15 protein-coding genes are annotated in these 20,351 nt (G+C 69.8%); 11 read left to right on the top strand and 4 right to left on the bottom strand.

The window, feature by feature from the left end; translation table 11 throughout:
• Nucleotides 1–19: 19 nt before the first annotated feature.
• On the bottom strand, nucleotides 20–1,741 hold the full coding sequence (locus tag VZL07_RS04390) for an FHA domain-containing protein (RefSeq protein WP_426754071.1): 1,722 nt from the start codon (nucleotides 1,739–1,741) through the stop codon (nucleotides 20–22).
• Nucleotides 1,742–1,906: 165 nt separating this feature from the next.
• Here VZL07_RS04390 and VZL07_RS04385 point away from each other — a divergent pair, with 165 nt between their 5' ends.
• Both VZL07_RS04385 and VZL07_RS04380 read left to right on the top strand, forming a co-directional pair.
• Complete coding sequence (locus tag VZL07_RS04385; protein ID WP_426757231.1) at nucleotides 1,907–3,454, top strand: rhomboid family intramembrane serine protease; 1,548 nt, start codon at nucleotides 1,907–1,909, stop codon at nucleotides 3,452–3,454.
• A 39-nt stretch (nucleotides 3,455–3,493) separates the two neighbouring features.
• Nucleotides 3,494–4,033: a hypothetical protein gene (locus tag VZL07_RS04380; protein WP_426754070.1), complete on the top strand. Its 540-nt coding sequence runs from the start codon at nucleotides 3,494–3,496 to the stop codon at nucleotides 4,031–4,033.
• A 48-nt stretch (nucleotides 4,034–4,081) separates the two neighbouring features.
• Here VZL07_RS04380 and VZL07_RS04375 read toward each other — a convergent pair whose 3' ends face one another.
• Nucleotides 4,082–5,080, bottom strand: a complete 999-nt coding sequence (locus tag VZL07_RS04375; protein ID WP_426754069.1) for an RNA ligase (ATP) — start codon at nucleotides 5,078–5,080, stop codon at nucleotides 4,082–4,084.
• 460 nt (nucleotides 5,081–5,540) lie between these two features.
• Here VZL07_RS04375 and VZL07_RS04370 point away from each other — a divergent pair, with 460 nt between their 5' ends.
• From VZL07_RS04370 to VZL07_RS04350, 5 genes are all read left to right on the top strand, one after another.
• Complete coding sequence (locus VZL07_RS04370; RefSeq protein WP_426754068.1) at nucleotides 5,541–7,844, top strand: ArnT family glycosyltransferase; 2,304 nt, start codon at nucleotides 5,541–5,543, stop codon at nucleotides 7,842–7,844.
• Nucleotides 7,841–8,758, top strand: a complete 918-nt coding sequence (locus tag VZL07_RS04365; protein ID WP_426754067.1) for an ABC transporter ATP-binding protein — start codon at nucleotides 7,841–7,843, stop codon at nucleotides 8,756–8,758. The genes VZL07_RS04370 and VZL07_RS04365 overlap by 4 nt, the downstream gene beginning before the upstream one ends.
• A gap of 3 nt (nucleotides 8,759–8,761) precedes the next feature.
• The gene (locus tag VZL07_RS04360) at nucleotides 8,762–9,562 is read left to right on the top strand and encodes an ABC transporter permease subunit (protein ID WP_426754066.1); all 801 of its coding nucleotides are present in this window, start codon (nucleotides 8,762–8,764) and stop codon (nucleotides 9,560–9,562) included.
• Between the two features lie 196 nt (nucleotides 9,563–9,758).
• Nucleotides 9,759–10,805: an SPFH domain-containing protein gene (locus tag VZL07_RS04355; RefSeq protein WP_426754065.1), complete on the top strand. Its 1,047-nt coding sequence runs from the start codon at nucleotides 9,759–9,761 to the stop codon at nucleotides 10,803–10,805.
• A 294-nt stretch (nucleotides 10,806–11,099) separates the two neighbouring features.
• Entirely contained in the window at nucleotides 11,100–13,010 is a 1,911-nt protein-coding gene (locus tag VZL07_RS04350; RefSeq protein ID WP_426754064.1) for a CotH kinase family protein, read from the top strand.
• Here the strand turns inward: VZL07_RS04350 and VZL07_RS04345 are convergent, their stop codons facing one another.
• Nucleotides 13,011–14,753 (bottom strand): chromosome segregation protein SMC, encoded by a 1,743-nt coding sequence (locus VZL07_RS04345; protein WP_426754063.1) that lies wholly within the window; start codon nucleotides 14,751–14,753, stop codon nucleotides 13,011–13,013. It abuts the gene before it with no gap.
• Between the two features lie 30 nt (nucleotides 14,754–14,783).
• Between VZL07_RS04345 and epmA the strand changes: the two genes are divergently transcribed.
• From epmA to VZL07_RS04330, 3 genes are read left to right on the top strand one after another with little or no spacing between them, the layout of a single operon-like run.
• Nucleotides 14,784–15,788: an EF-P lysine aminoacylase EpmA gene (gene epmA / locus VZL07_RS04340; RefSeq protein WP_426754062.1), complete on the top strand. Its 1,005-nt coding sequence runs from the start codon at nucleotides 14,784–14,786 to the stop codon at nucleotides 15,786–15,788.
• Entirely contained in the window at nucleotides 15,785–16,522 is a 738-nt protein-coding gene (locus tag VZL07_RS04335) for a lysophospholipid acyltransferase family protein (RefSeq protein WP_426754061.1), read from the top strand. The genes epmA and VZL07_RS04335 overlap by 4 nt, the downstream gene beginning before the upstream one ends.
• Nucleotides 16,519–17,256 carry an inorganic pyrophosphatase gene (locus tag VZL07_RS04330; protein WP_426754060.1) on the top strand — a complete coding sequence of 246 codons (738 nt, stop codon included), beginning with the start codon at nucleotides 16,519–16,521 and terminating at the stop codon, nucleotides 17,254–17,256. Before VZL07_RS04335 ends, VZL07_RS04330 begins: the two co-directional genes overlap by 4 nt.
• Nucleotides 17,257–17,263: 7 nt before the next feature.
• Here the strand turns inward: VZL07_RS04330 and VZL07_RS04325 are convergent, their stop codons facing one another.
• On the bottom strand, nucleotides 17,264–18,787 hold the full coding sequence (locus VZL07_RS04325) for a TonB C-terminal domain-containing protein (RefSeq protein WP_426754059.1): 1,524 nt from the start codon (nucleotides 18,785–18,787) through the stop codon (nucleotides 17,264–17,266).
• 112 nt (nucleotides 18,788–18,899) lie between these two features.
• On the opposite strand from VZL07_RS04325, the gene VZL07_RS04320 reads away from it, so the two are divergent.
• Nucleotides 18,900–20,345 carry a nicotinate phosphoribosyltransferase gene (locus VZL07_RS04320; RefSeq protein ID WP_426754058.1) on the top strand — a complete coding sequence of 482 codons (1,446 nt, stop codon included), beginning with the start codon at nucleotides 18,900–18,902 and terminating at the stop codon, nucleotides 20,343–20,345.
• The last annotated feature ends 6 nt before the right edge of the window (nucleotides 20,346–20,351 follow it).

Raw genomic sequence — 20,351 nt, 5'->3', positions numbered from 1 at the left:
GGGTGCCTCCGGCAGACCACTACTTCTTTTTCTGCTCGTAATCGTCGACGAGCTGCTTCACGGCGGCGTAGCGCGGGTGGTTCGGCGCCAGCTCCATGAAGCGCCGATAGTGTTTCGAGCCTTCGTCCGCCTGCTGATTCCGCGCGTACGCGACACCCAGGTAGAGGTGGCACTCCGCGCGGTTGGGCTCCATGCCAATGCACTGCTCGAGCCGCTCGATGGCCTGCGTGTAGCGCTTGTTGTTGAGGTGCTCCAGGCCATCCTTTTCGGCCTTCATGGCCTCGGAGACCGCGGCTGGCGGCTTCTCCACACCGGAGGTGGGAACCGCGGCGGCGGCCGCCGCCTTCTTCTGCGCCTCGGCGACCTGGGCCTTCAGCGCCGCGTACTCCTTGGCGAACGCCTTGGTGCCGGCGCTCTCGCGCAGGGCCTCGTCCGCCTCGGGCAGCTTGCCGTCGCTCAGCGCCTGGCGGGCCTCGTCGAGCCGACGCTTCATCAGCTGCTCGGCGCGCGCCTCGTCCAGCCGCGTCTCGATGTCCCTCGGGCGCCGGCCGTTGGCGTCCTTGATGCCTTCCAGCGCCGCCACGGCCGCGTCGAAGTCACGCGCCTTGATCGCCTCGTCGGCGACCTTCCGCTGCTCCTCCAGGGAGGGGCCGCGAGGTGGCTCGGGCGGCGGCGGCGTGGCCGCGGCCTGGGCCGTCTCTTCCGGCGTGTCGTCGGCGGGCGCCTGGGGCGGCTCATCGACGGGCGGCGGGGCCGTCTCCGGCGGCTCCGCGATGACGACCGGCGCCGAGGGCAGCTCGACCTGCTGGCTCATGAAGTAGAGCGCCGCGCCTCCGCCGCCGAGCAGCAGCGCGGCGAGCCCCGCCACCAGCGGTAGCTTCGAGCGCGAGCCCCCTCCGTCCGCCAGGTCGTCCGAGACGTCGCCGGCGTTGACGAAGCGCAGCTTCACGTGGCCCAGCTCGATGACGTCGCCAGTGGCGAGCGTGGCCTGCGCGTAGCTCTCACCGTTGACCGTCATGCCGTTGGCGGACTGCATGTCGATGACGCGCCACTCACCGCCGTCCTCGCGGACGAGCTTGGCGTGGGTGCGCGAGAGCGACCGATGATCCAACGTGATGTCGTTGTCGTCGGTGCGGCCGATCCGCAGCTCGGTGCGGATGCAGGCGAACTCCTGGCCCTTGAGCTCGTCCGGGGACAGCACGAGCAGCCGGGGGGCGTCCTCGGGAGGGACGTCCACCACCTTGCGGGGGCGATCCGCTTCCACCTGATCCAACCGGATGATGGAGGTGGAGTGGCGGCGCGCGTCGCTGGCGCTGAGGGAGGGCGGCGTGTGGTCGCTCTCCTCGGCGTCGTCGCGGCCGTGATCGCCGGAGTCGTCGTCCTCGTCCGGCTCGGGCTCCGGCCGGCGGGCAGGCACCTTGGTGGTGATGGGGCCCACGGCGTTGGCCGCGCCCTCTGCCTGGAGGGCGAGGTCGTAGTCGCCAATCTGGACCAGATCGCCCTCTTTCAGGGGCGACTGACCTGCGATTCGCTCGCCGTTGATCCGGGTGCCGTTATAGCTCCCCAGGTCCTCCACCACGACGTGGCCATTGAGTCGCACCAATCGCGCGTGACGACGAGACACATTCCGTTCCGTCAGGCGGATGGTGTTTCCCTCCTGACGGCCAATGGTGATCTCGTCACGCACGAAGGGAACGACAGTCTTGCGCCCCTCGTCGTCTTCGATGATGAGCTTCAGCACGGGTCCGATCCGCGTACAGTCATAGCAGAACGCCCTTTCCCTGTACAAGCCATGTATCCCCCTCAAAAGACAGGGCTTTCTCCCGAGGAAGTGGGGCAGTCGGGCCTGTTGTCCATCGGTCAATCGGCCGGTGAAGGGCGACCTGGCGGGGCTCCCTGGGTGACCCTGATCCTCGCCACTCTCTTGGTGGGCATCCATGCCGCGGCGCGTTCCTCGGGGCCGCTGGGGGTGGACACCCTGCTGCGGTGGGGCGCGAAGGCGGGGCCGCTGGTGGTGGACGCGGGGCAGGCCTGGCGGTTGATGACCGCGAACTTCCTCCACCGGGACGCGCTGCACCTGGGCCTCAACCTCCTGGTGTTGCTGGCGGCGGGGAGCGCGCTGGAGCGGCGCTGCCGTCGCCGGGACTACGTGGCGCTGCTGGCCGCGGCGGGGCTGGCCACCATGGTGGGCTCGCTCGGCTGGTCCAGCGCGGTGAGCGTGGGGGCCTCGGGCATGGTGTACGGCTGTGTGGGGGCGCTGCTGGTGCTGGGGCGCCGCCACCAGACGCGGCTGACGGCGCGGTGGATGTCCATGGAGGGGGCGCTGCCCACGGTGCTCGTCTTCCTCTGGATGGGGTGGACGTCCGTGGGCGTGGACAACGCGGGGCACCTGGGCGGGCTGCTCGCGGGGCTCTTGGGCGGTGTCTTCCTGGAGCCGCGCTGGCGGCCGGACGTGGGGTGGCTCCGGCCGGTGGGCATGGTGGCGGCGGCGGTGGTGCTCGGATTCGCCGTGGTGGCGGAGCGCTCCGTGTGGCGCACGGAGCGGGATGACGGCTTCGGCATCTCGGTGTCGCTGCCGCGGGACTGGCGGGGCGAGGTGGACGGGCAGGGCCGGCGGGCCTTCTCCAACGGGCTTCCAGGACGAGGCCGCGCGACCTTCGCCGCGGAGGCCATCGAGACGGGAGAGCCAGGAGACGGCTCGGTGCAGGCGCGGCAGTACCAGCAGGAGGTGCTGGTGCCCGGTGCGCCAGGGCCCGAGGGCCGGACGGTGAAGGTGACGGGGCCCACGGCGACGCGCGTGAATGGGCGGAGCGCGCAGCGGCTGCGCGCGGAGCTGGAGGCGCCCGGCGGCACCGCACACCTGATGGCCCTCTTCGTGCCGCGGGGCGAGTGGGTCTACCGGTTCGTGTTCACCTGGCCCGCGGCGTACCCCGCCTATGAAGAGGTGGTGAACCGGATGGTGGCGGAGCTGCGCTTCGAGGAGCCCTCCGTCCTGCGAGAGGCTCGCGCCAGTGCCCTGCTCGTCCCGGGTGCGCCCGGACCGCTGCGCACGTTGGGGGCGGTGCTTCGTCGACTGGGCCTTCCGAGGGAGGCGGTGGGGCCGCTGACGGAGGCCGTGCGGCTGTCGCCGTCTCATGTCGAGACGCGGGTCGAGCTGGCCCGGGCGCTGCTCGAAGCCTCTCGCGTGGACGAGGGCTGTCACGCGGCCGCGGAGGCGAGGCTGTACGGCCCCTCGGACACGGGCGCGCTGGAGGCCGGCGTTCGCTGTGAGCTCTCACGCGGCGATGTCGTGAAGGCCCTGGAGCGTCTGGTGGAGGCGCGCCGGGTGGACCCGCAGGATGCCCGGCTGCGCGCGGCGGAGCTGGCGCTCCGGACCGTGCTGGAGACCGCCCCTGGACCGTGGAGAAGTCGGTCGGAAAATGTAGGCGAAACTCCTGATAATCATCGCAGATAACCCCAATGTAAGCCGCAGTCACACGCAGGGGGGGACATCATGCCGAAGATTCCTGGAGTCAAGCCGACCACTGTTTCGAACATCAAGCCGGGCAGCGTGACGTTGGAAGTGGCGGACCGGACGATGAACGTGGTGCAGCTCGAGGCCAACGTCGCGAAGAGCGTGGGGGGGAAGAATGGGCCTTCGACGCCGGTGACGACGCCGCAGCAGGTGCTGAACTCGATTGGCAGCACGGCGGGCACGGCGAACAACATCATCAACGTGGCGGACACCTTCGAGACGGGCGCCCGCACGATCGGGCAGATGGCGCGGGGCACCGTTCCCACGGCATTGCCCACCACGCTCGTCGGGAAGACGGCGGGCAAGTTCGTGCCGGGGTTGAACATCGCCAACGCGGTGTCCTCCGTGTCCAACACGCGGGACGTGTTCTCCAACCCCAACTCCACGACGTCGCAGAAGACGCACGCGCTCATCGACTCGACGAGCGCGGTGCTCTCCGCGCTGCCCGTGCCCGGCCTGGCGCAGGGCGCGGCGGTGGTGAACACGGTGAACAGCCTCTTCACGCCGTCGTCGAATTGAGTCACCGGACCCGGGCGTTCCTTGGGGGGAGCGCCCGGGCCCCGGGCTTCAATCCTCGTCCTTGAGCAGGAAGTCGTTGTTGATGACCTTGAACGACAGCCTGCCGCCGAGCGCGGGCGAGAGCCGCTCGACGAGCGGCCTCACCACGATGCCTTCCTTCCGGTGCTTCGTGCCCGCGTAGTGGCCCTGCGCGAGCTTCAGGTAGTGCTCCAGGCCGTGGTCGAACGTGCGCGCGGCCTCGCCGGTGACGACGTGCTCCACCGGCACGGTGCGCAGGCCGTGCTCCGCGCAGAACGCGATGAAGTCCGCGTACCCGAGGAAGCAGCCGCTCCGCGTGTCATGCACGCTGAACACGAACAACTCCAGCGCGTCGAGGCCCAGGCGGTTCTTCTGGATGCCGGGGCCACACAGCTCGCCCTGCACCGCGAAGCCCGGAGGCAGCACGGTGTCGAGCGAGTAGCGCTCGGCCATGCGCCAGACGGGGTTGGGCCCCCGCTTCAGGGCCCAGTTGCGCGAGCACGCCACCAGCTCACCCTCGAGCGTGCGGAAGAAGGTCCCGGAGGTCCCGTCGAGCTTCGTCGTCACGAAGAAGTCGTGGCCGCGAATCTCGTCCAGGATGCCCAGGGCCGACTGCAGCCGGATTTCGTCCGTCTTCGGCACCTGGCCCGGAAAGGGCCCGGCGACCTCGCGCGTGTCCGGCAGGGCCGGCTCGAACTTCATGACCCCGAGCTCGTCCCGCACGTCCGTGCCGACGGGAGGAACCTCCCCGGGCAGGATGGACGTCGGCAGCGCGAGTCCCTGGGACAGCACGCCCCGGAGCCGCGCCGTCTTCACCCGGAAGCCCCTGGGCCGGAGGAACTCCGCCCACGGCCGGCCCTCGGGCAGGAGGCTGTCGATTTCGAAGAAGACGCAGGCATCGCCGGTGGCGAACTCGCCCTTCTTCACGACGACGTCCCAGCCCATGACGCGCGCCTTGAGGAGCGTGTCCGCTCCCGGGACGGGCTCCAGGTGGTCGATACGCTGAATCGAAACGAGCTTCCTCTCCATGTACCCTCCCTTCCACGGCGTCTGGCCGGGGCCGTGGAGACGGAAGGCATCCGGTGGGCTGACACGAACGCAGCGTGGGCGCGATTCAGCCCTGGACTGGCGGCGGGGAGGATGGCCGCTGGAGGACGGGGGCCTCGGCTCCTGGCTGCGCGAGCAGGAGAGCGCCAGCCAGGGACATGGCGGGGGCGAGCATGGAGTCTCCTCGGCGGGCGCTTCACGTCGGCCTCGGGAAGCGCCGCCGCGGCCGGGCGTTTCAAGGGCCGTGCCCCTGGCGGGGAGACGTGCTTTCGCGGGGTTGGCGTCTCTGTCGTGTACACCCGCCTGCACAGCGACGCGCAGTCAGGCTCACGGCGTTGGCCACGGGCGATGGTCGACCGGCGGGGGCCGCGGGGATATAACGCCGCGTCCTGCCGAGGGTGGGCCGGCCCACCGCCCGGAACGACTCAAGGAGCTTCAGTCCGTGGAGAGCGAAGTCGAACAGCAGCAGGAGCAGACCTTCTCCGAGGCCATCCTCGGCAAGGACTTCTTCCAGGCGAAGTGGGCGAAGCGCTGGCTGGAGCTGTCCCTCAGCTTGCGCGTCGTGACAGCCACGGCGGGCTTCGCGGCCCTGCTGTTCCTCCCCTACCTGGGCGCGGTGGGGCTCTGGGACCCCTGGGAGACGCACTACGGCGAGGTCGCGCGGATGATGATTATCCGCCAGGACTACGTGTACCCCTTCTGGGAGAGCGCGTGGTTCTTCTCCAAGCCGCCGCTCACCATGTGGATGCAGGCGCTGGGGATGAACGCGGTGGGCGCGGTGAACCCCGGCGGGATGCTCGGCCTCTATACGGAGTGGGGCATGCGGATGCCCTTCGCGCTCCTGAGCATCACCGCGGTGGCGCTGCTGTCCCTGGCCGTGGCCCGCGTGGTGTCGCGGCGCGCGGGGCTGGCCACCGGCTTCGTGCTGGCCACCATGCCGCTCTACTTCCTGCTCACGCGGCAGACGGTGACGGACACGCCCTTCGTCACCACGTTCATCTGCGCCATGGCGTGCGCGCTCATCGGCCAGTTGGATGAGACGACGAAGCACCGCGCCGCCTGGTGGTATGGCTTCTACTTCTTCGCCGGCCTCTCCGCGCTGGCCAAGGGCCTGCTCGGCGTGGGGCTCCCCGCCGTCATCCTGGTGCTGTACGCGGCCCTGTCCGTCATCCCCTGGGACAGCGCCAGCCTGGACGCACACCTGAAGTGGCTCACGCAGTCCAGCTTCCGCAAGGACGTGCGCGAGGGCCGCCAGCCCATGCCTGTGTTGTGGGGGCAGATGTACAAGATGCACCTGGGCACCGGCATCCTGGTGTTCTTCGCGGTGGCGGGCCCCTGGTACCTGACGCTGTCGCTGTTCGGCTCGGTGGACGACGAGGGCAAGCTCTTCTGGTACCGCTTCTTCGTCCACGACCACCTCAACCGCCTCACGTCGGGCGTGCACACCACCACGCCGGGCGGGACGTTCATCTACTTCATCGAGCAGGGCGGCTTCGCCATCTTCCCCTGGGTGGCGCTGCTGCCCGGAGCCTTCTCGGTGGTGGCTCGGCTGAAGCTGCGCTCGGAGAAGGCGGCGGACCACCTGGCCATCATCGCGGTGCTGTGGGTGGCCTTCTCCTTCTGGCTGCTGTCCTCCAGCGCCACCAAGTTCCACCACTACGTCTTCCCGGTGCTGCCGGGCGTGGCCGTGCTGCTGGCGCTGTTCATCGACCGGCTGTGGGAAGAGGGCATCTCCGCCCACGCGGTGAGCCTCATCTTCGGGCTCGTGCTCTTCATCCTGGTGGGGAAGAACATCGCGGAGAACCCGAAGATCTTCACCGACCTGTTCGTCTACAACTACGACCGGACCTACCCGCAGGACCTGGTGACGAAGCCCATCGCCTTCTTCTCCTCCCGGCCGCTGTGGTCGGGAGACCTGGTGACGCTGGTGCTGCTGGCCTTCGGCGTCTATCTCTCCTTCGACGCCTTCTCCGCCAAGGGACGGGCCCGGACGACGCCGAGCGCGCGGGCGGTGGCGCTGCTGCTGCTGCTGGGCGGCGTGGCCACCCTGGGCGCGGTGAGCGCGCAGGCGCAGGTGTCCGCCAAGGCGCTGGTGGGCGTGGCGGTGCTCATGGTCGCCGGCTACCTGGGCTGGGAGTCGATGCGCGCGAACGCCGAGAGCCGCGCGTCGCTCCAGACGCTGGCCGGCGTGCTGGCGGTGGTGGGCGTGGCGCTGGCGGTGCGGGGCTTCCGTCAGCCGGCGGCGGAGGACTCGCTGCTCAAGGCGCTGTCGGAGCCGGTGAACATCAAGAAGTCGCTGGGCTTCACCTTCGCGGTCGCGGGTGGCATGGCGGTGGTGGCGGCGCTGATGCGGGCGCGGGCGATGCTGTTCGGCACCTTCTGGGTGCTCGCGGCGGGGATGGCCCTCTGGTTCAACTGGAACCACTGGGTGGACCTGTCCCACCACTGGACGCAGCGCGACCTCTTCTGGCGCTACTACGCGCAGCGCCAGGAGGGCGAGCCCATCATCGCGTACATGATGAACTGGCGCGGCGAGACGCTCTACTCGCAGAACACGGTGGAGCAGTACCGCGCGTCGGACGCGAACGCGCGCATGCGCGCCGCCGCCCAGCGCCCGGGCCGTGAGTGGGCGCTGGTGGAGCACAACCGGCTCAACCTGCTGCGCACCGCGGTGGGCTCGGACAAGGTCGTCACGCCGGTGGACCGCGACATCAACAACAAGTTCGTCCTGGTGACCATCGATTGAGCGGCATCCACGTCGAGGGACTGGGGAAGCGCTTTGGCGACCGCGTGGCCGTGGAAGCGCTGTCCTTCCACGTGCGGCCCGGCGAGGTGTTCGGGCTGCTGGGGCCCAATGGCGCGGGGAAGACGACCACGGTCCGCATGCTCACCGGGCTGCTCCGGCCCAGCGAGGGCGAGGCCACCGTGTGGGGCCACCGGGTGGACCGCGACGGCGAGCCGCTGCGCAAGGTGGTGGGGCTGCTCACCGAGCAGCCCGGCCTCTACGACCGGCTCACGGCGCACGAAAACCTGCGCTTCTTCATGAAGCTGCACGAGCTGGACGAAGCCCAGGCCTGGCCTCGCGCTCGTCACTACCTGGAGCGCTTCGGGCTGGGCGGCCGTGAGCAGGAGCCGGTGGGCGGCTTCTCCAAGGGCATGCGGCAGAAGCTGGCCATCGTGCGGACGCTGGTGCACGACCCCAAGGTCATCTTCCTGGACGAGCCCACCAGCGGCCTGGACCCGGAGTCCGCGCGCACCGTGCGCGACGCGGTAGCGGAGCTGGCGTCCGAGGGACGCACCATCATCCTGTGCTCGCACAACCTGTCGGAGGTGGAGCGACTGTGCGAGCGCGTGGCGGTGGTGAAGCGCCGCCTGCTGGCCATGGGCCCCATTCGCGAGCTGCGTCACGCGGGGCAGGCGCTGGAGGTGCGCGTGGAGGGCGAGGCGGAGCGCTTCCGGGGCGCGCTGTCCCAGCTGCCCTTCGAGCCCAACGTCCTGGCGGAGGGGCCGCGGCTGCGCGTCATGCTGGCGGACGAGGCGCACGCGCCCGACGTGGTGGCGTGCCTGGTGGGCGCGGGCGCGCGGGTGCACAGCGCTGTGCCCACGCAGCGCCCGCTGGAAGAGGTCTACCTGGAGCTGCTGCGCGAGGGGAGGGGGTAGTCCATGTCGTTCCGTCCGAGGCGGGCCCTGGCGGTGTTCTGGAAGGACTTCCTGGACCTGCGGACGAACGCGGGCCTGCTGGTGTCCATGGCGGTGCTGCCGGCCGTCATGGTGCTGGTGCCCATCGGCGTGGTGTGGACGTACGTGCGCACGCCGCACGACGCGGACCTGCGCAGCGTGGCGCTCTTCTATGACCCGACGCTGCCGCTGGGGGCCAGCGCCGCGCGCTTCCTCATCGACAAGACGCTCACCGACTGGTTCGGCATGTTCCTGGTGATGCCGGTGTTCGTGCCCATCCTCATCGCGTCCCAGAGCGTGGCGGGCGAGAAGGAGCGGAGGACACTGGAGCCGCTGCTGGCGTCGCCGATAACGGCGACGGAGCTGGTGGCGGGCAAGAGCCTGGCGGCGCTGGTGCCCGCCGTGGCGATTACGTGGGCGGCCTTCGTGGTGTTCTGCGTGGGCGTGGACATCGCCGCGTGGCCGCTGGTGAAGGCGCCGCTGATGCCGAACGCGCTGTGGACCTTCGGCGTGTTCGTCATCGCGCCGTTGTTCGCCTTCTTCGGCAACGGGGTGGCGGTGCTCATCTCCGCGCGGGTGAACGAGGCGCGCATGGCGCAGCAGCTCTCCGCCCTGGTGGTGCTGCCGCTGGTGGGGATGATGGGCGGCCAGGTGGCCGGCGTGCTCAAGGCGGGGTTCGGGTACTACCTGCTCCAGGGCGCGGTGGTGCTCGTGCTGGACGCCATCCTGTTGTGGGCCAGCATCCGCCTGTTGGACCGGGAGCGGTTGGTGAGCCGCTGGGGCTGAAGGCCCCGGCTGTCGCATTCCCGGGCGGCCGGCCCGCCGAGCGGCTAGGCTTTCGCCAGTGAAACTGGCATGTTGCGAGCAGGTGACGGTACGCGAGCGCGCGCGCTTTCGTCCCGGATGCCATGCTCTTAAAAGGGGTGGGGTGGCGGTGCGGGTTGACCGGCTGCCAACGCGGCCACGGAGGCGCTGACTGGCAATGGGTATCTTCGACAGCATCAAGGGCGAGACGAAGCGCAACTTCATCGCTCGGGCGGACTCGGCGAAGGGCGACATCATCTACAAGTATCCGGAGAACAACGTCCGGATGCTGACCCAGCTCACCGTCGATGCGGACGAGGTCGCTCTCTTCGTGAAGGACGGGAAGGTGGAGGGCAAGCTGGGGCCCGGCCGGCACTCGCTGGACACGAACAACATCCCCTTCCTGTCCCGGCTCATCGAGGGCTTCACGGGCGGCAACCTCTTCATCTCCGAAATCTTCTTCGTCTCCACCCGGGAGTTCGCCGGCGTGAAGTTCGGCGGCCCCATCGGTGACGTGCGTGACCCGGAGACGGGCCTGGGCATCGGCACCATGGTGTACGGCGACTTCTCCATCCGCGTGACGGACCCGGAGCGCCTCGTGGTGGGCCTGGTGGGCATGGGCCGCACCGACAACGGTGAGCTGCTCGGCTGGTTCAAGAACCAGGTCCTCAAGGTGACGCGTGACCGCATCGCGGAGCTGCTCGTCAAGAAGCGCTGGCCGCTGCTGGACGTGACGAGCGGCGCGTACACGGAGGAAATCGAGACCGAGGTCATCGCCGGCCTCAAGCCCCACGTGGACGGCTACGGCCTCACCGTGGTGCGGATGGGCAACTTCCACGTCTCCATCAAGGAGGAGGACGAGGCGACGCTGAAGAAGCTGGGCAAGGACGTGGCGTACTCGCGTCTGGCCGGTGGCTTCCAGCAGTACGCGCAGGGCCAGGCGATGCTGGGCGCCGCGGAGGGCATGGCCAAGGGCGGTGAGGGCAGCGGCAATGCGCTGGGCGGCATGGGCATGGGCATGGGCTTCGGCATGGCCCAGCAGTTCATGAACCAGCAGCAGCAGCAGTACCAGCAGCGGCCGCCGGAGCCCGCGCCCGCGGCGGCGCCCGCGGACACGCGCAGCCCCGCGCAGCGCCTGAAGGAGCTCAAGGAGCTGAAGGACGCGGGCGTGCTCACCGACGACGAGTACAACGCCAAGCGCGCGGAGCTGATGAAGCTCCTGTAGTCCTTCGACGCTGGCACCGCAGTCGCTGAAGGCCTCCGTCCGACATCGGGCGGGGGCCTTTTGCGTACCTGGGCAGCCCCGCGGGTCGATGGACCCCAAATGTTTCCTTGGATACATTGCTCGGCCACGCTCGTTGGCGGCGTGCGTGCCGGGGGGCTTCAGCCAGAAGTGCCTCGGTGGTGCGTATCGCACACGGGCGCGGGGACGTAGCGCGGGGGGGGCAGGTCTCTTTCCGTGGGCCGACCGTCCTCGCGCCAGGCTTGGCTGGCCGTTGGTTCCCAGGGAGATGAGGCGTTGAATTCGTTTCGTTGCAAGTCCCGCTCGGTATTGCTGCTGCTCGCCCTGTCACTGTCCGCCTGCCGGGAGGATGCCCCCGCGCCCGTGGACGTGCCGCGCGAGGAACAATCCATTCCCTTCGTCTCCATCGATGGGATGGACAACGTGGCCGGGGTGCTGCGGGGGACCGTCCAAGGGGAGGGTGAAATCCGGGCCGTGGGCATCCGCGTGGACGGCGTGCTCATCGGTTGGGCCGAGGTGCGCGGGGACCAGTGGAGCTTCCGCTGGCAGCCGGAGCCGGGGGCTCGTTCCGTGGAGGTGGTGGCGCATGACGGCTCTGGCGAACCCGGGCGCGCGTCACTGACGCTCCAGCCTCTGGACTTCCAGGTGCCGCACGCGCTCTACCAGCCCGCGTCGCTGCTCGCGCTCCCCACCGCCGAAGGTCTGGTGACGCGCTACACGCTGGATGGCTCGCCGCCCACGCCCGACTCGCCCGAATACACCGCGCCGCTGGTGTTGATGCGCTCGCAGGGCGAGCCCACGCCCCTCTCCCTCATCCCCACCAATCCACCGGAGACGCCGGTGGAGTGGCTGTGGCAGCCGCCCGCGGGGCCGGTGGGGCGTGCCGCCGTGGTGCGCTTCCAGCAGTTCCAGGGCGCCTCGCCCGCGGGCACGTCCGGTACCCGGACCTACCTCATCGATGCGTCGCATGGCCCGCTGCCAGTGATGTCGCTGACGGTGGACCCGGAGCACTTCTTCGGCTTCGAGCACGGCATCTACGTTCCGGGGCGGACGCACGCGGAGGACCCGCGTCCGGACTGGATGTGGGGCAACGGCAACTACCACCAGAGCGGGAAGGACTGGGAGCGGCCGCTCCACGTGGAGTGGTTCCTCCCGGAGGGCCAGCCGGTGATTTCGCAGGGGGCCGGCGTGCGCATCCACGGTTCGGGGAGCGCCGCGCTGCCGCACAAGAGCCTGCGCCTGTACGCGAAGGATGACTATGGCCCCGAGACGTTCAACGCGCCCATCTTCCCTGACGCGTCGCTCGAGCAGTTCACCCGGCTCATCGTCCGCACGTCGGGGCAGGACCTGCTCTACACCAAGATTCGCGACTGCGTCCTGCAGGGGCTGCTGCGCGAGACGTCGCTCCATCTGCAGGCCTGCCGCCCCACGGTGCTGTACCTCAACGGCGAGTACTGGGGCCTGCACGAGCTGCGCGAGCGGTATGACGAGTACTACCTGGCCTCGCGCCACGGCATCGACCGCAAGAAGGTGACCATCCTGGAGCTGGATGGCGTGCTCGACACCGGCGAAGAAGGTGACGAGGCGCCCTACCTGGCGCTGCTCGACTACGTCCGGACGAACGACGTCTCCCTGCCGGAGCACTTCGCCCACGTTGCGTCGCAGATGGATGTCGATGACTTCACCGACTACGTCATCGCCGAGGTCTTCTTCGCCAACATCGACTGGCCCCACAACAACGTGAAGTTCTGGCGCTACACCCAGCCGGAGGCCGGCGGGCCCGCGGCCACGGACGGCCGCTGGCGCTGGCTGCTGTACGACCTGGATGGCGCCTTCCTGGGCGACCCGGCCTACGACTCGCTGGCCCGCGTGCTGACGGACGAGACGCTGCCGGAATGGTCCGTTGTCCTGATTCGCAGCCTGCTGACGAACCCGGACTTCAAGAGCCGCTTCGTGTCGCGCTTCCTGTGGCACCTGGACCACACGTTCACCCCGGAGCGCGTGACGGCGCACCTGGACGCGGTGGTGGCCCAGGTGGAGGCGGAGATGCCCGCGCACATCGCGCGCTGGCGCTATCCCGCCTCGGTGGAGGCCTGGCGCTACAACGTGGACGCGATGCGCGCCTTCGCCCAGGCGCGGCCGGCGCACGTGCGCCAGCACCTGGAGGCGGCGTTCGGCCCCTTCTAGCTAGGGCGCCGGCGCCTGCGGGGCGGGAGGGGCGGTAAATTCCTCGAGCCCCGGCGCGGGCGGGGGCTGGGTGAAGTCCTCCAGCCCTGGCGCGGCGGGGAGGATGGCGTCCTCTACGCCCTCCAGGTTGAGCTTCATGGGCACCTGGAGCGTGGTGCCCAGGCGCAGCAGCAGCACGTCGGGCTCGATGCCCTTCTCGCCAATGGCCTGGGCCACCTCGCGCGCGGACAGGGCGTTGCCCTTGGCCCACAGGCCCTTCAGGAACTGGCCGGCCTGCGGCGTGCGCCACCAGGCGGGGCCGAAGCGCGCCTTGAGCTGCGCCTGGAGCTGACCCGCCAGGAACCAGGCGCGGAAGCTGTCCGCGGACTGGAAGAAGTCCTCCTGGTCCACCAGGTAGCGCTCGACGTCCTCGTCCGTCATCGGGATGTCGTCGGTGCGCGACATGACCTCGCGGTAGAGCGCCTTCGGGTCCGCCTCCACGCGGCGGTGCAGCTCCAGCTGGTAGAGCAGGCGGCCCGCGGCGTGGCGGATGAGGTACAGCTTGTGCGCGCTGGACGCGGCCAGGTACTGCGCGCGCTGCTCGCCGCTGACGCCCGCGTGCTCCTCCAGCCACACCGGGTCCTCCACCAGGTCCTCGAAGAGGGCGGAGTAGGCCTCACCCACGGTGGGGTTGCCCAGCCGCGCCAGCTCGAAGCGCGTCTCCTCGGTGAAGGCGGCGTGCAGCGCGTGGCCGAACTCGTGCAGCACGCGCGCCTGGTGCAGGACGCCCGTGCCCGGCTTGAAGGAGATGCGCACGTCGGACGGTACCTTCACCGCCAGCGCCAGCGGACGCGAGCTCTTGGCCTTCACCTCGCGGGCGTCGATGGTGACGTTGGGCATCTCGCCCAGGTCCAGGTGCATGCCCGCAAGCGTCCCGTGGGCCTTGAGCAGCGACTCGCCCTTGGGGAACGCGTCCTCCACCTCGCGCGAGCGGAACAGGCGGGGGATGTCCGCGCGGGTGATGTCCTTGAACGCCATGCCCAGCTCGCGCTGGCTCAGCCGCTCCATCACCACGCGGTAGGGCGCCAGGGTGGCCTGGAGGATTTCCTCCGCCAGCACGCTCAGGCGCCCCAGGTCCGCCTGCCGCAGCTCGCTGCCGAAGGCCTCGTAGGAGGCGAAGCCCAGCTCTCGCACCAGCTCCTCTGCGCGCTCCTCGCGGCGGCGCAGCGTCTGGTTGAGCCGCTCGAGCGCCGGCGTGGCCGCCGCGTACATGGCCCGCCTTCGCGCCGCCGTGCGCTCGTTGGCCAGCAGTCGCTCCAGGTCGCGGTAGCGCAGCTCCTTGCCGTCCACGGTGAAGGTGAGCGACGCCTCCAGGTTGGCGGCCGCGTCGTTGAACTCCGCCAGCGCGTGGGAGAGGTACTCCCCGGCGAAGTGTGAGTGCAGCGCGGTGAGGGCGCGCACCTCGCGGGCGTCCTCGGTGAGCTGACGCAGCCGGTCGATGCGGCGGATGTTTTCGATGCTGAACAGCGTCTCCTGGCCCGCGTACGTCGAGGCGACGTCCACGTGGCGCCCCTCCGTCCAGAAGTCCCACACCAGGCGGCTCTGGGCTTCCAGCAGCGCCTCGGCCTTTGTGGACATGGCGCTGACGTCCGCTTGGAGCTGCTGCTTCTCGGAGAGGGGCTGCCGCGCGTCGGCGGGGGGGCCCTTGGGGCAGGCGCTGAGGCAACAGGCGAGGGCCAGCAGCAGGGGAATCCTTGGGTGCATGTGGCTCCTCATGTTACTTGCGCGCTGCCCATGCCCAATCTTTCTCAATGGCGGGCCGCCCGGGGACGTCAGTCCCTCTACTCCGCCCTGCGACGTTTCTTCGCCGCCCATGGCTACCTGGAGGTGGAGACGCCGCTGCTCGTCCCCACCCCGGGGATGGAGCCGCACATCAACGCGTTCGAGGCCGGCTTCATCCCGGAAACCGACGTGGGCTCCGCGCGGACGCTCTACCTGCACACCAGCCCCGAGTACGCCATGAAGCGCCTGCTCGCGGACGGGGCAGGGCCCTTGTTCCAGCTGTGCAAGGTGTTCCGGAACGGCGAGGTCTCACCGACCCACAATCCGGAATTCACGATGCTGGAGTTCTACCGGCCCCAGGCGGACTACCACGCCATCATGGCGGACCTGGAGGGGGCGCTGGCCGAGGCCGGCCGCAGCGCCACGGAGGGCGAGCCCGGCGCGGACCCCGCGTTCTTCACGCGCACCCCGTACGAGCGGTTGACGGTGCGTGACGCGGTGCTGCGGGCCACCGGCGTGGACATCCGTCAGCATTCGGACGGTCCGTCGCTGAAGCGGGCGGCGGAGGCGGTCGGTGTGCGCACGGGGGATGCAGAGACCTTCGATGACGTCTTCTTCCACCTCTTCCTCCAGAGGGTGGAGTCCGGGTTGGGGCACGAACGCCCGACCTTCCTGATTGAGTACCCGGCGTCCATGGCGGCGTTGTCACGGCTGAAGCCCGGTGACGCCGCGGTGGCGGAGCGGGTGGAGCTGTATGCCAAGGGCCTGGAGCTGGCGAACGGCTTCTCCGAGCTGACGGACCCGGTGGAACAGCGGACCCGATTGGTGGAAGAACAGGAACTCAGACGCCGCCTGGGGCGCTCCGTGTACCCACTGGACGAGCGGTTCCTCGACGCGGTAGGGCGGATGCCACCCTCGGCGGGAATCGCCGTGGGGCTTGATAGAATCCTGATGCTGCTGCTCGGGGTCCAGCGCATCTCGGACGTGCTCCTGTTCCCCGCCCACGAGTTCGTTTGATTCGAAAGCTCCTCCAGACGGCCTTCGCTGGAACGGCGGCGGTAGGAATCACCGGTGCGCTGTCTCCCGTGGTGTCCGTGCTGTCGATGCGGGATGCCCGGGACGCGGACGGGGTGCTGGTGTTTTGGGCGCGCTCGCTGCTGGCGTCCGCGGGTGTGCGACACGAGGCGGTGGGTGTCGAGAACATCCCCGCGGACACGAATGTCATCTTCGTGAGCAACCACCAGTCCCACTACGACGCGCTCGTGAACTTCGCGCACATCCGCAAGCACACGCGCTACGTGGCGAAGGCGGAGCTGTTCCGCATCCCCCTCTTCGGCCCGGCGCTCCGGCACGCGGGCAACATCCCGGTCGAGCGCACCGGCGGCGGGGGAGACAGGGCCCGCCTGTCCGAGGCCGTCACGGCGGTGCGGGAGCGGGTCAGCGTCCTCTTCTTCGCCGAGGGCACGCGCAGCACGGACGGGCGGCTGCGGCCGTTCAAGAAGGGGGCCGCGACGCTCGCCATTCAATCGGGCGTGCCGGTGGTTCCCCTGGCCGTGTCGGGGACGCGGCTCATCCTTCCCAAGGGGGGCAGGGCCGTGCGGTGGGGGCAGCGGGTGGCGCTGGTGGTGGGCAAGCCCATCATGACCCAGGGCCTGACGATGCAGGACCGCGACTCGCTCACGCGTCAGCTGGAGGACGCGGTCGCAGAACTCTATGCCGAGGCGTGCAAGCGCTCGGGAGACACTCCATGAAGAAGCCAATCCAGACGACGTCGCAAGCGCACCCGTGGCACGGCATCACCCCGGGTGAGGACGCCCCTGAAATCGTCACCGCGTACATCGAAATCGTCCCCACGGACGCGGTGAAGTACGAGCTGGACAAGGAGTCCGGCATCCTCAAGCTGGACCGCCCGCAGCGCTTCAGCAGCCAGTGCCCGACGCTCTACGGCTTCATTCCCCAGACGTACTGCGACGAGCTGGTGGCGAAGCGCTGCGCCGAGCGCACGGGCCTCAAGGACATCAAGGGCGACGGGGACCCCATCGACATCTGCGTGCTGACGGAGAAGGTCATCTCCAGCGGCAACCTGCTGGTGCGCGCCATTCCCATTGGCGGTTTCCGCATGGTCGACGGCGACGAGGCGGACGACAAGATCATCGCCGTGCTGGAGTCCGACCTGGTGTACGGCGAGCTGCAGCACCTCGCGCAGCTGCCGCGCGCGCTGCTCGACCGGCTGAAGCACTACTTCCTCACGTACAAGCAGATTCCGGGCGAGGGGAAGCGCAGCGTGGAGATCGCCGAGGTCTATGACCAGCCGGAGGCGCTCGAGGTCATCAAGCGCAGCATGCGGGACTACGAGCGCATCTATGGTCCCCAGGTCGCGGCGCCGGCGCGCTCCGGCCGCACGCGCCGGGCGGCGGTGGAAGCGAAGATCGCCAAGCCCGCGAAGGCCAAGACGAAGGCGGCGCGCAAGTCCCGAGCGTCCTGAGCGGACGTCAGCGGACCTCGACCAGCCGCACGCGCTTGTAGATGCGGCGGTCCAGCGGCAAGCGGGTGTCGATGAAGCCGAGCGCTTCGTCGAACTCGAAGCTGAAGGTGGGGATGGGCGGGCTGATGGAGATGATCAGCTCGAACTCCCAGACGCTGGTGAGGCGCGTCCTTCCGCCCACGGCCTCGGATGGCGGCGGGGGCAGCTTCTCCGCCACGGCGCGCACGTCCTTGATGGCTTCCTTGTCGACCTCGGGCTGGTGACTGGGGTCCAGGAGCTGCACGTCGAGGAGCTGGCCCTGCGCGTCCTGGACGACGCGGATGAGGGCGCGGCGCGTGGAGTTGAACTCCTGGCGCATCTGCTGGCGCATCTCCCGGCGGGCGTTGAGCGTGGGGTCTCCCGCCGTGCTCAGGGGCCTGCGCCGGTCCTCCGCGGGGCCGTTCTTCGCGGCGAACGAGCCCGTGGCGCCATAGTCCGCCGCGCGCTCCTTCCACATGCGCGAGTACGCGCGGCCGCGCTCCATGCCCATGTCGAAGTAGCCCTGCAGGCCGTGCTCCTTCACGGAGCGGTCGGCGTCCCACGCCTTCATCAGCGCCTTGCCGAGCTGGCCGTAGTACGGGTGCACGAGGCCTCGCTCCACCCGGCCACGGCCGACGCTTTCGGAGACGAGCTCCTCCACCAGCGCCTGGGCGGAGGGAGGGGCCCGCGGGTCCGCGACGCCAGCGTCGAGCACCGCGGCCGGGCCGCTCCCGCTGCCTGCGAGCGGCGTCGTCTGGCGGGCCGCGAGCAGCAGCTGTGCGCCGGTGGTGGGGGCGAGGCTCGGTCGGTCGGAGGCGGAGCGCTCGGCGAGAGGCAGCTCCGAGAGCTGTGCGTCCCGGCGGGGAACGTCCGCGAAGGGCGGAGGGGGCACGTCCTGGGGGGACACCCGGGTTGCGGAGTGCGCGTCCGCGACTGCCGCATCGCGCAGGGGCGAGGTGGGCTCGGGCCGTGCCGCCTCGGGCATGGAGGCAGCGTCGCGTGCCAGTGGCTCGGGCGCCGAATGCGCTTCCGTCACCTCGCGTGGTGGCGAATCGGCTCCGGACTGCGCCTGGGCGAAGCGCGGTGAGGAGACAGGCGCTTGTGAAGGCCCGGCGCTGGGGGCTTCGGGCACCGCGGGCGGCGGTGTCCCGGGTGGACTTGCTGCGACGCCCGGGCCTGATGGGTCGGCCACGGCCTTGGGCGCATCGTCGGGTGATGCCGCTGGCGGAGGGCCAGAGAGGCCCTGCGCCACCTCTGGCGCGAGCGCCTCGGAACTGGCTGGAGGGGCGACTCCTGGCAGGGATGCTGCCCTCGTATCGGCCGATGGGCCCACGTTGGACGCCACGCTGGCTTTCGCCACCTCCACGTCGACCCATTCGAGGGCAGGGGCAGGAGCGGGGGGCTGACTCCGCGCGACAGGCTCCCCACCCTCCAGTGCCAGCCACAGGAGCCCATGGACGCCCAGGCTGGCGACGAGCGCGGGCAGCAGGCGGCGGGTGGGGGCGGGGGACATGCGCCTCCATTTAACCCCGCTTTCTCGCGATGCCCCGAGAATCAAAGGGGGAGGATAGGAAACGCAACCCTGACGCGTTTACTCTTCGCGGCATCGGAGGAAGGACCCAAGGATGGCGACCTCGCTGCTCGCGACGGATGGCTACAAGTTCAGCATGGCGGAGGCGGGCTGGCCGCTTCGTCGGGAAACGTTCTACTACTCGCACCGCCGGGGCGGTCTGCAGGTGATGCCGCTCGACGTGGCCGCATTCGTCCAGTCGCTCATCCCGGAGCCCAAGGCCGAGGACTACGAGTTCCTCAGCCGGTACGACTACGAGATGGGGGTGGGCTTCAAGGCGGCCATCCTCCGCCGTGAGAAACTCAGCATCCGTGCCATCCCCAAGGGCGCGCTCTTCTACCCGCGCGAGCCCATCCTCACGCTCACCGGGCCATCCGCCCTGGTGTCGTGGGTGGAGCCGTTGCTGCTCCAGCTCAACTTCCGCATCCAGGTCGCCACCCTGGCGCTGTCCGACCGCGAGGCCCTGAGCCGTGCGCTCGCCACCGTCACCTGCGAAGAGCAGAAGGCCATTGCGCTGGAGACGCTCGACGCGGTGGGCGTGAAGGCGGTGCCCATGACGGTGGACTCGGAGGGCTACGCGAAGCGCGTGCACGCCACCGTCCAGGAGCTGGTGGACATCGTCGAGGACCCGGCGCGCATCTTCGAGGTCGGCCTGCGCGCGGCCACCTGTCTGCAGCAGCACGAGCTGGCGCTGCAGAGCTGCAAGGATGCCGGCGTCACGCGCACCAGCAACGTGGAGGGGGCGTACAAGCTGGGAATGATTCCCGTGGGCACCATGGGGCACGAGCACATCCAGCGCTACGGCTCGGATGAAGCGGCCTTCCGGGCCATGCGTGAGCGGCGGCCGCAGCGCTCCAGCTACCTGCTGGACACCTTCGACACGCTCACGTCCGGCATTCCCGCGGCCTTCGAGCTCATCCGCGAGGAGCCGGCCAACCAGGACTCCATCCGCTTCGATTCCGGCAACAAGAAGCTCCAGTATCTCTATGCGGTGACGCGGGCGCGCGACATCGGGATTCGCCCCGTCAACATCCTCGAGGATGGCCTGGACGCGGAGGCCACGCGTGAGTTCGAGGCGCTGCGCCGGCAGGTGGGCTGGGAGCCCTCCGCCCAGTTCTACGGCTTCGGCGGGCACATCATCGCGCGGACCATGGACTGCCCGCTCACGCGGGACCGCGTGGCCGCCATCTACAAGCTGTCGCGCACGGGCAACACGCCGGTGATGAAGTTCGGCAACGAGATGGCCGAGGGCAAGAAGAGCATCCCGGGCGAGCCCGTCCTCTTCCGCCGTCGTCATGGCTCCGGGCCCATCGGACTCGTGGGGCAGGTGGGGGAACCCGTTCCCGATGGCTATTTCCCGCTCATGGAGAGCGAGCCGGAGGCGCCGTCGCTCGTGGGGGCCCAGGAGGCGGCCGCCGACGCCCGCGTGAGCTACACCGCCGCGACGCAGGCGCTGGTCGACGCGCTGCACCGGCGTCACTTTCCTCATCAGCAGCGCTGAGGCCGA

The sequence above is a fragment of the Pseudomyxococcus flavus genome (assembly GCF_050038885.1).
In the GTDB taxonomy this organism is placed as follows: Bacteria; Myxococcota; Myxococcia; order Myxococcales; family Myxococcaceae; genus Myxococcus; species Myxococcus flavus.
Note: the sequence above shows the minus strand (reverse complement) of the source record. Positions and strands in the feature narration are given on the sequence as shown.

What these genes read in the sequence shown, in the direction of transcription:
- VZL07_RS04380 (WP_426754070.1), top strand. Translation starts at nt 3,494, where the DNA reads ATGCCGAAGATTCCTGGAGTCAAGCCGACCACTGTTTCGAACATCAAG.
- VZL07_RS04375 (WP_426754069.1), bottom strand. Translation starts at nt 5,080, where the DNA reads ATGGAGAGGAAGCTCGTTTCGATTCAGCGTATCGACCACCTGGAGCCC.
- VZL07_RS04360 (WP_426754066.1), top strand. Translation starts at nt 8,762, where the DNA reads ATGTCGTTCCGTCCGAGGCGGGCCCTGGCGGTGTTCTGGAAGGACTTC.
- VZL07_RS04355 (WP_426754065.1), top strand. Translation starts at nt 9,759, where the DNA reads ATGGGTATCTTCGACAGCATCAAGGGCGAGACGAAGCGCAACTTCATC.
- VZL07_RS04345 (WP_426754063.1), bottom strand. Translation starts at nt 14,753, where the DNA reads ATGCACCCAAGGATTCCCCTGCTGCTGGCCCTCGCCTGTTGCCTCAGC.
- epmA (WP_426754062.1), top strand. Translation starts at nt 14,784, where the DNA reads ATGCCCAATCTTTCTCAATGGCGGGCCGCCCGGGGACGTCAGTCCCTC.
- VZL07_RS04330 (WP_426754060.1), top strand. Translation starts at nt 16,519, where the DNA reads ATGAAGAAGCCAATCCAGACGACGTCGCAAGCGCACCCGTGGCACGGC.
- VZL07_RS04325 (WP_426754059.1), bottom strand. Translation starts at nt 18,787, where the DNA reads ATGTCCCCCGCCCCCACCCGCCGCCTGCTGCCCGCGCTCGTCGCCAGC.
- VZL07_RS04320 (WP_426754058.1), top strand. Translation starts at nt 18,900, where the DNA reads ATGGCGACCTCGCTGCTCGCGACGGATGGCTACAAGTTCAGCATGGCG.